Consider the following 11,026-nt stretch of genomic DNA (forward strand, 5'->3'; position numbering starts at 1 on the left):
GGAAGGTTGCGCGGACGAGTCGGCGGGGGGGTGCGCCTGGGGGTGTGCCCCACCGCTCGTAGTGAGACGCACGGCACTCGGCCCGAGTTGCACGGGATCCGGCCGGTGAGTGACCAAGCTCTCGCCCGCGGTGGCGGAATCCGATGGCAAGGTGGGTGGGTCAGTGGGGGGAGTCCGCTGCCGGACGTCGCGCCGAGAGGCGTGACGCAGACGTATCGAGTGATGCCATGACCGCTGCCACAGCCACTGCCACTGCCGCTGTCACCGCACAGCCCCGAGCCACCACGCGCACCGGCGGCCCCAAGGAAGACGGCCCCAAGGTGCTCGAGCACGTCCTTGGCTGGACGCTCGTCGTCGTCCTCGCGATGCTCGTCACGCAGACCGGTCTGATGTGACCCCGGTCTCGTGCCCTTCGCGGTCCGGGTCCTGATCGAGATCCGCACGCCAGTGCTGGTGAGGCACGCCCACCAGGCCGTAGAGCCAGCGCACGGGTGAGCGCCGCGAGAGCAGCGTGAGCCCCGCGAGGACCGCGAACAGCGGCAGGCCGATCCAGCCGCCCAGGAGGCGGACGAGGACGCTCGCGACCAGCGCGCCGGCGAACGGCAGGCCGTAGACCCCGGCCGCCGCGATGGCGATCGCCAGGAACCGGTGCACTGTGCGGTCCTCGTCCGCGCCGGGCAGCGACCAGCCCTCCATCAGCCAGCCGATCTCCGTCAACAGCATCGTGCCGATCACGGCCGCGCCGAAGACGAGCAGGGCGAGGAACGTCCCGGACGTCAGGAAGTCCAGTACGTGGTTGACCACGCTGTCCTGCCGCCAGCCGGCGAAGTCCCGCGCGCCGGGGGAGAAGAACCGCTCGTATCCCCGGCCGTCCCAGCCGTGGACCAGCGTCCCGAAGAGCAGGAAGTACCCGCCCACGCACTGGAGATAGGCCCAGTAGCCCGCCCCCACCAGGACGAGCCCCTGCGCCACCAGGAACCCGATGATCGCGGCGACGGGGATCCCGCCCGCGTAGAAGAGCACGAACCCCGCCCACACCCCGTCGTGCCCGTCCGCCACGTGCATCGTCGCCCACGCCGGGTTCTGCCAGAGCAGGAAGAGCCCCGTCGGCACCATCAGGACCGCCGCGAAGAGCGCCGTGAGCGCCAGATAGGGATTGGCGGCGCGGCTGCGTGTCCGCGGTCCCTCGCCCGCGTTGATCCGCTCCCACACCTGCAGCTGCCGCCCCGCCGAGAGCGCGAACGTCGCCCCGATCGCGTACGCCCAGAAGAGGGCGGCCTGAATCTGGATCATGCCGATGCCTTCAGGGTGAGTCCGCCCGCGACGATCAAGTCCGATGTGACCAGGGCCTGTTCGGCCTGTACGTCGGTCATGAAGACGAACGGCGGCACGACGGGCGGCACCGGCAGCTTGTCGGGCGTGAAGGTCAGACAGAGCAGCCCCTCCAGGCAGCCCTTGAACTTGGTCAGATAGAGCGTGACGGAGCCGCTGAGGTCCAAGGTGTCGGCGCCCAGGGCGAGTTCCTCGCTCCCGTCGCGCGTGGTGAGCCGGTAGTCGGTGAGCGACGCGGCCTTCATCCGCAGCACCATGACCTTCAACGGCCCGTCGGCCGTGGGGATCTCGCGTACGCCGGCCAGGGTGAAGCCCTGCGGCGAGAAGAGCGTGGTGGTCACCGTCGGAGGTGTCCGCGCCGCCACGACCGCGTCACCGGGCGCCGCCCTGATCGCTTCATCAGGAGCCGCCTTCGCCGGAGTTCCGCCCCACAGCGTCGCCCCCACGATGATCACCGGAAGCAGCACACCGAGCGTCCGCGTGCCCTGCCCGTCCCGCACCTTCGGCCGCTCCGGATCCTCCACGGAGTACTCGGTGGACTCGGGCACCGGCGTCCAGCCGAAACCCATCGCGCTGCCCACGATGCCGAGCGCCATGCCCACCAGGAACCCGCCGAGATTCGTTGCCGCGAACGAAAGCACCGACAGGATCAGGGCGTTGACGCTCACGTAGTGGTGGGCGTGCGGCAGCAGCCACAGAAAGATCCCGGCCGCGATCAGGGCGAGCCCGATGCCGATCGCCGCCAGCCCGCCGAGCCCCAGGCTGACCAGCACGGTCAGCGGCGACAGCGGCACGAGGAGCAGCTCGGCGCCGCCCAGGATCAGCAGCAGACCTCCCCAGAAGGGCCGGGTGCGCCGCCACCTGCGCATCACCCGGCGCGCCTCCGGCAGCGGCAGGCGCTCGTCCAGCCAGCCGCCGCCGTCCCTTCCCCACGCTCTGACGCCGGCTCTCCGGCCACCGGTCAGAAGCACTTCTTGCCGCCGATGCTGACGTCGACCTTCATGCCCTTGAGCCGGAAGTTCCCGCCGGTCGCCGACCAGGCGTGGGACTTCACCCCGGAGACGGTGATGTCCCCGGCCTGCAGCCCGAACTTCCCCCTCTCGCCCTTGACTCCGGGCACCTCGTCGAGGGTCGATGCGTCCCGGCCGATCTCGGCCGTGCCGAAGCGGGCGTCGCCCTCCAGGTCCTCGCCGTCGATGATGAGATTGCTCGCGGTGACCTCGCCCGCCGAGCCGCCCGCGGTCAGCTTGAACACCACGGTGCCCACCGGGGTCTTGACCTCGGCGGCCTGGCAGATGTCGGAGAGGGTCGCGTCACCGATCCCGAGGAGCGCCACCGGGTGCCCCTTGCCGTCGATGTCCCGGTCGGTCTGTACGTAGGAGGACAGGCCCTCGCTGGTGAGCTTGCCGGATGACACCTGGAAGCTGGTGCCGGAGACCGCGAAGGAGGCGGCGAGCGCCCCCTCGGCCATCACGGAGGCCATCGCGCCGACGGCCAGGACGGCCGGCAGGGCCACGACGGCCGTCTTCTTCCAGGACGTTCTGCCTTCGCGTGACGGGGTACGCGCTGCGCTCATGAGTCTTCCTCCCGTACGTCGTCCACGTGCGTAGGGGGAGTGCGTTGAGAGAGCGCCTTCGGACGCAGAACCGGCAGGTGGCGTGCTTCTGCCATACTGCGGATACCCGAGGCAGTTGGAGACTAGGGCCGAAATTGAATAATAGTCAACAGCGCGGCGCCGACCGTTCCACGGACGCTCGCCCGCAGGCGCGCGGCACCGACCGATCCGTGGCACGCCGCGCCGAACTCATCACCATCGGGCGGAAGTTGTTCGCCGACACGTCCTACGACGCGCTCTCGATGGACGACATCGCCAAGCAGGCATGCGTCGCCAAGGGGCTGATCTACTACTACTTCAAGTCCAAGCGCGGCTACTACCTCGCGATCATCGAGGACTCCGTCGCCGAACTGGTCGCGCGCGCCGGACGCCACGACGACCTGCCGCCCGTGGAGCGGGTGCACAGCACCATCGACGGCTATCTGCGGTACGCCGAGCACCATCAGGCGGCGTACCGCACCATCATCAGCGGCGGTGTCGGCTTCGACGCCGAGGTGCACGCCATACGCGACGGCGTGCGCGAGGCCCTGATCGGGGCGATCGCCGAAGGGGCGTACGGCCGCCGCGACATCCCGGAGCTCGCGCGCACGGCGCTGCTCGGCTGGCTGTGCAGCGTCGAGGGCGTCACGCTCGACTGGATCGGGCAGCGGGGCCTGGCGCGCGAGACGGTCTGCGACCTGCTCGTGCGGACCCTCGGCGACACCCTGCGCGTCATCGAGGAGTTCGAGCCGTCCTTCCCCGCTCCGCCGCGACCGTGAGGCCTGAGGCATCAGGCCTCAGACATGAGGAAGGGGCGGGAGCCGTCCGGCCCCCGCCCCCAACTCCTGCGTACGAGAGATCAGTTGATGGCCTTGATCAGCTCGCCGTCGGCCGTGTCTCCGCTCAGCTCCCAGAAGAAGGTGCCGCCAAGGCCCGCCTGGTTCTTGTAGTCCATCTTCCCCGCGATGGTCGCCGGGGTGTCATAGCTCCACCAGTTGGTCCCGCAGTGCGCGTACGCGGTCCCGCCGACCGTGCCGTTGGCCGGGCACTTGGTCTTGAGTTCCTTGTAGTCGTCGATGCCCGCCTCGTACTTGCCCGCGGCGGCCCCGGTCGCGGTGCCGCCCGGCTCCTTCTGCGTGACGCCCGTCCAGCCGCGTCCGTAGAAGCCGATGCCGAGCAGCAGCTTGTCGGACGGGACACCCAGACCCTGGAGCTTCTTGATCGTGGAGTCGGTGTTCCAGTTCGCCTTGGGAGCGCCGTCGTGCGTCTTCAGCGGCGAGTGCGGGGCGGTCGGGCCCTTCGCCTCCCAGGCGCCGAAGTAGTCGTACGTCATCGGGTTGTACCAGTCGACGTACTGCGCGGCCCCCGCGTAGTCGGCGGCGTCGATCTTGCCGCCCTCCTCGGCGTCGGCCGGGATGGCCGAGGTGACGAGGTTGTCGGAGCCGAACTTCGAACGCACCGCGGACATCAGGTCCTTGTACGCCGCGCGCCCGCTGGTGTCACAGGTCAGGCCGCAGGCGTTGGGGTACTCCCAGTCGATGTCGATGCCGTCGAAGACATCGGCCCACTTGGAGTTCTCGACCAGGTCGTAGCAGGACTGGGCGAACGCCGCCGGGTTCTTGGCGGCCTCGGTGAAGCCGCCCGACCAGGTCCAGCCGCCGAAGGACCACAGGACCTTGAGGTCCGGGTGGAGCTTCTTGAGCTTGCGCAGCTGGTTGAAGTTGCCGCGCAGCTCCTGGTCCCAGGTGTCGGCCTTGCCGTCGACGGCCTGGTCGGCGGTGTACGCCTTGTCGGTCGCCGCGTAGGCGTCGCCCGTCGTGCACTTGCCGCCCTGGACGTTGCCGAAGGCGTAGTTGATGTGCGTGAGCTTGTCGGCCGAGCCGGACGTCTCGATGTTCTTGACGTGGTAGTTCCGGTCGTAGACACCCCACTCGGTGAAGTACCCGACGACCTTGGAACCAGCTGCGGCCTTGGCGTTCGCGGCCTTGCCGGACCCGGCGTCAGGACCGGCGGTGGCGGTGCCCGCGCCGGCGAGCAGACCTCCGCCGAGCACGGCACAACACGCGGTGGCGATGAGCGCCCGGAAGGGGGCGCGGGGGAGGTGCGGTCTGAGCATCGTTTCTCCTCGTGGGGGGAGAGGGCGCATGGGGGGACATGGTGCTGTTGACCTGCGGGTGCCAGCTCACGTCAGTGAACGTTGAATTGGCATGAACGCGGAAAAGCGCTCGGCTGGACTCTAGGAGGACTAGACCAGTGGGGTCAATGGTTCGGACCAATTCTGAGCCCCTCTTGCGGTCGTCGGTTATCTTTTGAGTAAGCGGTCGTTAACTAGTGACTGGCCGCCGCTGATCGGGCATACTCAACGCGCCACAGCCGCTGGTCACAGCACCTTCCGCGACCCGGAAGGGCGCCACCGGCCGGGGCCGTGAGACACGGTGGCGCCGCACTACCCCGCGGGTCCGCCGCAGTGCCGAAAGGGAGGATGCGATCGCCATGCCTGAGCGAACCTTGCAGCAGTCCGTGGACCGTCAGCTGCCCACGGACGAGGCGCGGGATCTGTTCTCGCTCGTCCGTGAACTCGTCCAGCGGGAGATAGCTCCCCGCGCGGCCGATGAGGAGGACGCCGGGCACTTCCCGCGCGAGGTCTTCACCCTCCTGTCCGAGTCCGGACTGCTCGGCCTTCCGTACGCCTCCGAATTCGGCGGCGGCGACCAGCCGTACGAGGTCTATCTCCAGGTCCTGGAAGAGCTCGCCGCCGCCCGGCTCACCGTCGGCCTCGGCGTCAGCGTCCACTCCCTGTCCTGCCACGCGCTCGCGGGCTACGGCACCAAGGAGCAGCAGGCCGAGCACCTGCCCGCGATGCTCGGCGGCGGACTGCTCGGGGCGTACTGCCTCTCCGAGCCGGCGTCCGGCTCGGACGCCGCGTCCCTGCGCACGAAGGCCGTGCGGGACGGCGACGACTGGGTGATCAGCGGGACGAAGGCGTGGATCACGCACGGCGGAGTCGCCGACTTCTACACCGTCCTCGCCCGCACCGGCGGCGAAGGCGCCCGTGGCATCTCCGCGTTCCTGGTGCCGGGCGACGCCGAGGGCCTGGAGGCGGCGCTGCCCGAGAAGAAGATGGGCATGAAGGGCTCGCCCACGGCCCAGATCCACTTCGACGGGGTGCGGGTCGGCGACGCCCGCCGCATCGGCGAGGAGGGCCAGGGCTTCGCGATCGCGCTCTCCGCGCTGGACTCGGGGCGGCTCGGCATCGCGGCCTGCGCGATCGGTGTGGCCCAGGCGGCACTGGACGAGGCGCTCCGATACGCCACCGAGAGGCAGCAGTTCGGGCGGCCGATCGCGGACTTCCAGGGCCTTCGGTTCATGCTCGCGGACATGGCGACGCAGATCGAGGCGGGCCGGGCGCTCTATCTGGCCGCGGCACGGCTGCGCGACGGGGGCAGGCCGTTCTCGAAGCAGGCGGCCATGGCCAAGCTCATGTGCACGGACGCCGCGATGAAGGTCACGACGGACGCCGTGCAGGTGCTCGGCGGCTATGGCTACACCGCGGACTTCCCCGTGGAGCGCTTCATGCGTGAGGCCAAGGTGCTGCAGATCGTCGAGGGCACCAATCAGATCCAGCGGATGGTCATCGCCCGTCACCTCGCGGGTCCCGAATCGCGCTGAACTGGCCGAGCCTGACCGGAGGCGCCGCGAGCCGCACCCACTCCGGGTCGTGACGCCCCGGCAGGGTCTTGCCCCGCTCGGCCCAGTTCCGGATGAGGGCGCGGTAGATCGGTGGATCCTGCAGGTGCGGCGGCTGGGGCTGCGGCGGCTGCTGAGGGTGCTGCGAGGGTTGAGGACGCTGGGGAACCGATTCTGCGGAGGGCGGGGGAGCCGTCAGGAGGGTGCGCCTGCGGCGCCCGGTCGGCGGGTGCGCGGTGGGCGTCGGCGTGGGGGTGGTCATACCGGGCCAACGCGCCCCGCGGGGGACAGGTCACCGCCCGTCGGATTCGAGCGTCAGTTCGCGACCCACCCGTGCGGCAGCGAGCGGCGCGCCCCTCGCCGCCGCACATTCGCGCGATCCGCGCGGACCCATCGCTCCGCGAACGCGGGCTGACACGTGTCTGGCTCCGTCACGCGCTCTGACGTACCGTCAACTCCGCGCCGGGGGCCCGGGATCCGACCCGCGCCCGCCAACTTCCGTGCGCCCAGGGAGGTTTGCCGTGGCAGACGACCGTCCCGTCCCGCTCGACGAGTACCCGATCCATCAGGTGCCGCTGTCCATGAAGCAGGTCGCGACGGGCGACCGCAACGCCTACGACCGCTGCATCTTCCACCTCTTCGACCATGAGGGGCGCGCGCTCCTCATCCTCGGGCTCGGCGTCTACCCGAACGTCGGTGTGATCGACGCGTACGCCACTCTGCGCAGAGGAGATACGCTCCACGCCGTACGCGCGTCGGACGCGCTCGGCGACGACCGGATGAACCTCTCCGTCGGCCCCTTGACCATCACCGTCGAGGAACCGCTGCGACGGCTGCGCCTGACGTGCGCCGCCGATCCCGACGACCCCGACTCCCTCTCGTACGACATCACATGGACCGCCTCCTTCCCCGCCCTCTGGGAGCCGCACCACATCCAGCGGCGCGGCGACCGGCTCTCCCTCGAAGGGCGCCGCTTCGTCCAGGCGGGCGGCTGCGCAGGGGTGATCCGCGTCGGCGGCGATGAGATACCGGTGACGGCGGGGGAGTGGACCGCGACCCGCGACCGCAGCTGGGGTGTGCGGCCGATACCCGGCGAGGAACGCGGACGCCTGGAGGAGGAGTTCGGCACCGAGGGCTTCCACTGGATCTGGAGCCCGGTGCGCTTCGATGACCGCTTCCTGATGGTCATCGCCCAGGAGGACGCGGACGGTTACCGCACCCTCAACGAGGCCACGCTCGTACGGCCCGGGGTGCGTGACCGCCAACTCGGCTGGCCCCAGACCGACATCACCTACCGCTCCGGCACCCGGCACCCCGAGCGCGCCGTCATCCACCTCACCGACCCCGAAGGCCGTAAACCCCTGGAGCTCGGCGTCGAGGTCCTCGCCTCGCTGCCGCTGGCCGTGGGCGCCGGCTATCCGCCCGCGGACGACTGGCAGCACGGCACCTGGCAGGGCCGCGGCTGGACCGACCGCCGCGATTACGACCTGTCGGATCCGGCGGCGCACCCCAGGGCCGCGTACGGAGTCATCGACCACGCCGCCCGCTTCACCCTCAACGGGCAGACGGGGTACGGCATTTTCGAGCACGGCAGCTTCGGCCGCCACGACCCGAGCGGCTTCACCGGCTTCGACTCCGTGGCCCCCTGAGGCCCGCAGCCCCTTGAGAGGAGCTCCGCGATGGCGACAGCACCGCGTCCCCGCACCTCCACCCGCGACCCGGAGGAGCTCGCGCGCAGGCTCACGGCCTGGCTCGCCGCGCGCCTGCCCGGCGCCAAGGCCACCGGCGTGCGGGTCCCCGAGTCCAACGGCATGTCGAGCGAGACCCTCCTGTTCGACATCGAGCACCCTCAACCGCCGCTGCAGGCCTGCGCGTTGCGCGTGGCGGCGGACCCGTCCGCGTACACGATCTTCCCGGTCTACGACCTGCCGCGCCAGCACCGCACGATGCGGCTCGTCGCCGAACACACCGACCTGCCCGTGCCGCGCGTGCTGTGGCTGGAGGAGGATCCGGTGCCGCTGGGGGCGCCCTTCTTCGTCATGGAGCGGGTGGAGGGACGCGTGCCGCCGGACGTCATGCCCTATACGTACGAGGGGAATTGGCTCCACGCCGCGAGCGACGCCGAACGCGCGCACCTGGAAGAGGCATCGATCCGCCTGATCGCCCACCTCCACGACCAAGTGCCCGTCACGGAGGCCGAGTTCCTGGCCCTGCCCGGCGAAGGCAGCCCGCTGCGACGCCACGTCGACGCCCAACGCGCCTACTACCACTGGGTGGTGGACGGCCTGCCCCGCTCGCCGCTCATCGAGAGCGCCTTCGACCGGCTGGAGGAGTGGTGGCCCGGCGACGAGGGCGAGACCGTCCTCAACTGGGGTGACGCGCGCATCGGGAACGTCATCTACGACGGCTTCGACCCGGCCGCCGTACTGGACTGGGAGATGGCGGCGCTCGCACCCCGCGAGGTCGACCTCGGCTGGATGATCTACCTGCACCGCTTCTTCCAGGACCTGACGGTGAGCTTCGGCCAGGAGGGCCTGCCCGGCTTCCTGCGCCGCGACCGCATCGAGGAGCGCTACGCCCAACTCACCGGCCACACACCGCGGTCCATGGACTTCCACACGCTGTACGCGGCGCTGCGGCACGCCATCGTCATGCTGCGCGTCGCCTACCGTCAGGTGCACTTCGGCGAGGCCGCGGTCCCCGAGGACCCGGACATGCTGATCCTGCACCACGCCAGCCTGGCGGCCATGGTGCAGGACAGCTACTGGTAGGCGTCAGGCCGCGGAGCGTCCGTCCTGCTCCGGTACGCGGCGCGGGCGCGAGCCCTGTCCGGCGACGTGCGAGAAGGGCTGGGTCCGCCAGTCGAGACCCTGAGGGAGCGTCAGGAGCAGGGCGGTGTCCTGCTCCTGAGCCTCCATCGTCTCGTCGGCGGGCTCCGCGTCGGCCGCGGCGCGGCCCGTGCCCGCGCACACCGTGAGCCCGAACGGGTTCCACCGAGTGGCGCACAGCGCGTGCTCGGGCAGGACGTCCTCGTCCGCCAGGAGCGCGATCGGCTGCGCGCAGTCGGGGCACGTCACTCGGTACATCTCGAAGGTGTCGTACGCGTCGAACTCGGTGTCAGCCGGTTCGACTCCCTCCGATACGGGTGCGGACGCGGATTCGTCGGAGCGCTGCTGCTTGCTGCGGGCAGGGCGACCGGGGCGCTTCAAGTTCTGCATGGGACTCTCCCCCTTGGGTGGGCCGAGAAGGCGCTGCGGCCTCGGCCACAGCAAGCACTTCCCGTCCCGTCGTAGAGGTAATCGTGGCATCCCTTTGGACACGGTCACAGGTATGTGGCGTTCGTCACATGCCCCGAGAAGATGCCACCGCCGTGCCTACAGGTATCCGAAGGGATCAAGAGCCCTGTAGGTTCAGCGCATGGAGGAGCTGGACCGACAGATCGTGCAGCTGCTCGTCAAGGACGGGCGGATGAGCTACACCGACCTGGGCAAGGCCACGGGCCTGTCCACATCGGCCGTGCATCAGCGTGTGCGCCGCCTGGAGCAGCGCGGCGTCATCCGCGGCTATGGCGCGGTCGTGGACCCGGAGGCGGTCGGGCTGCCGCTCACGGCGTTCATCTCGGTGAAGCCGTTCGACCCCAGCGCGCCCGACGACATCGCCGAACGCCTCGCGGGCGTCCCGGAGATCGAGGCCTGCCACAGCGTGGCGGGCGACGAGAACTACATCCTCAAGGTGCGCGTCGCGACCCCACTGGAGCTCGAACACCTGCTGAGCCGCCTGCGCGCGCTCGCCGGCGTCTCCACGCGGACGACGGTCGTGCTCTCCACTCCGTACGAGGCCAGGCCCCCGCAGGTTTGAGACGGCCAGGGACGCCCCCTGCGCGGGTGCGCACCGGCAGGGGCCAGACTGGTCCCATGATTGAGAGCACCGCCCCCCAGAGCCCCCCTCAGGGCCACCGCACCGTGCTGCTGCGCGGCGGAGACGTCCACAGCCCCGCAGATCCGTTCGCCACGGCCATGGTCGTCGAACGCGGGCACGTCGCCTGGGTGGGATCCGAGGGAGCTGCCGACGCGTTCGCCGACGGCGTGGACGAGGTCGTCGACCTCGAAGGGGCGCTCGTCACCCCGGCGTTCACCGATGCGCATGTGCACACCACGTCGACCGGACTCGCCCTGACGGGACTCGACCTCACGGGCACCCGCTCCCTCGACGACGCACTGGCTCTCGTACGCGCACACGCCGCCGCCCGGCCGCACGACCGCGTCCTCCTCGGCCACGGCTGGGACGCCGCCCGCTGGACAGGCGGCCGTCCGCCCACGCGCGCGGAACTCGACGAGGCGGCCGGCGGCCGTCCCCTCTACCTCTCCCGCATCGACGTCCACTCGGCCGTCGTCACCACCGCCCTGCCCGCCA

Annotated in this window: 12 protein-coding genes; 7 read left to right on the forward strand and 5 right to left on the reverse strand. The window is 70.4% G+C overall.

Translation table 11 applies throughout. The features are described from left to right. The first annotated feature begins 227 nt into the window (after positions 1-227). Complete coding sequence (locus ABD378_RS12090) at positions 228-395, forward strand: SCO1431 family membrane protein (RefSeq protein ID WP_344520642.1); 168 nt, start codon at positions 228-230, stop codon at positions 393-395. Here the strand turns inward: ABD378_RS12090 and ABD378_RS12095 are convergent. The 3 genes from ABD378_RS12095 to ABD378_RS12105 form a co-directional block, all read right to left on the reverse strand. Beyond that, a complete protein-coding gene (locus ABD378_RS12095) occupies positions 373-1,293 on the reverse strand; it encodes a hypothetical protein (RefSeq protein ID WP_344520643.1) in 921 nt (306 codons plus the stop codon). The two genes, ABD378_RS12090 and ABD378_RS12095, sit on opposite strands and share 23 nt — an antisense overlap. Then, complete coding sequence (locus ABD378_RS12100; protein ID WP_344520644.1) at positions 1,290-2,201, reverse strand: DUF6114 domain-containing protein; 912 nt, start codon at positions 2,199-2,201, stop codon at positions 1,290-1,292. Before ABD378_RS12100 ends, ABD378_RS12095 begins: the two co-directional genes overlap by 4 nt. A gap of 92 nt (positions 2,202-2,293) precedes the next feature. Next, a complete protein-coding gene (locus ABD378_RS12105; protein WP_344520646.1) occupies positions 2,294-2,908 on the reverse strand; it encodes a DUF6230 family protein in 615 nt (204 codons plus the stop codon). Positions 2,909-3,042: 134 nt separating this feature from the next. Here ABD378_RS12105 and ABD378_RS12110 point away from each other — a divergent pair, with 134 nt between their 5' ends. Continuing rightward, positions 3,043-3,705, forward strand: a complete 663-nt coding sequence (locus ABD378_RS12110) for a TetR/AcrR family transcriptional regulator (protein WP_344520647.1) — start codon at positions 3,043-3,045, stop codon at positions 3,703-3,705. Between the two features lie 80 nt (positions 3,706-3,785). Here the strand turns inward: ABD378_RS12110 and ABD378_RS12115 are convergent, their stop codons facing one another. Beyond that, entirely contained in the window at positions 3,786-5,042 is a 1,257-nt protein-coding gene (locus ABD378_RS12115; RefSeq protein ID WP_344520649.1) for a glycoside hydrolase family 18 protein, read from the reverse strand. Positions 5,043-5,419: 377 nt separating this feature from the next. On the opposite strand from ABD378_RS12115, the gene ABD378_RS12120 reads away from it, so the two are divergent. The 3 genes from ABD378_RS12120 to ABD378_RS12130 all read left to right on the forward strand — a co-directional run bounded on the left by ABD378_RS12120 (position 5,420) and on the right by ABD378_RS12130 (position 9,384). After that, a complete protein-coding gene (locus tag ABD378_RS12120) occupies positions 5,420-6,595 on the forward strand; it encodes an acyl-CoA dehydrogenase family protein (RefSeq protein ID WP_344520650.1) in 1,176 nt (391 codons plus the stop codon). A 539-nt stretch (positions 6,596-7,134) separates the two neighbouring features. Next, positions 7,135-8,262 (forward strand): Rv3169 family protein, encoded by a 1,128-nt coding sequence (locus ABD378_RS12125; protein ID WP_344520651.1) that lies wholly within the window; start codon positions 7,135-7,137, stop codon positions 8,260-8,262. 30 nt (positions 8,263-8,292) lie between these two features. Next, on the forward strand, positions 8,293-9,384 hold the full coding sequence (locus tag ABD378_RS12130) for a phosphotransferase family protein (protein WP_344520652.1): 1,092 nt from the start codon (positions 8,293-8,295) through the stop codon (positions 9,382-9,384). A 3-nt stretch (positions 9,385-9,387) separates the two neighbouring features. On the opposite strand, the gene ABD378_RS12135 is transcribed toward ABD378_RS12130, so the two are convergent. Then, positions 9,388-9,831 carry a hypothetical protein gene (locus tag ABD378_RS12135; protein ID WP_344520653.1) on the reverse strand — a complete coding sequence of 148 codons (444 nt, stop codon included), beginning with the start codon at positions 9,829-9,831 and terminating at the stop codon, positions 9,388-9,390. Between the two features lie 199 nt (positions 9,832-10,030). Here ABD378_RS12135 and ABD378_RS12140 point away from each other — a divergent pair, with 199 nt between their 5' ends. Next, the gene (locus ABD378_RS12140) at positions 10,031-10,471 is read left to right on the forward strand and encodes an Lrp/AsnC family transcriptional regulator (RefSeq protein WP_249591185.1); all 441 of its coding nucleotides are present in this window, start codon (positions 10,031-10,033) and stop codon (positions 10,469-10,471) included. Between the two features lie 56 nt (positions 10,472-10,527). Then, a partial coding sequence (locus tag ABD378_RS12145) for an amidohydrolase family protein (protein ID WP_344520654.1) occupies positions 10,528-11,026 on the forward strand: 499 nt, incomplete at its 3' end.

The sequence above is a fragment of the Streptomyces rectiviolaceus genome (genome assembly GCF_039533825.1).
Classification (GTDB): domain Bacteria; phylum Actinomycetota; class Actinomycetes; order Streptomycetales; family Streptomycetaceae; genus Streptomyces; species Streptomyces rectiviolaceus.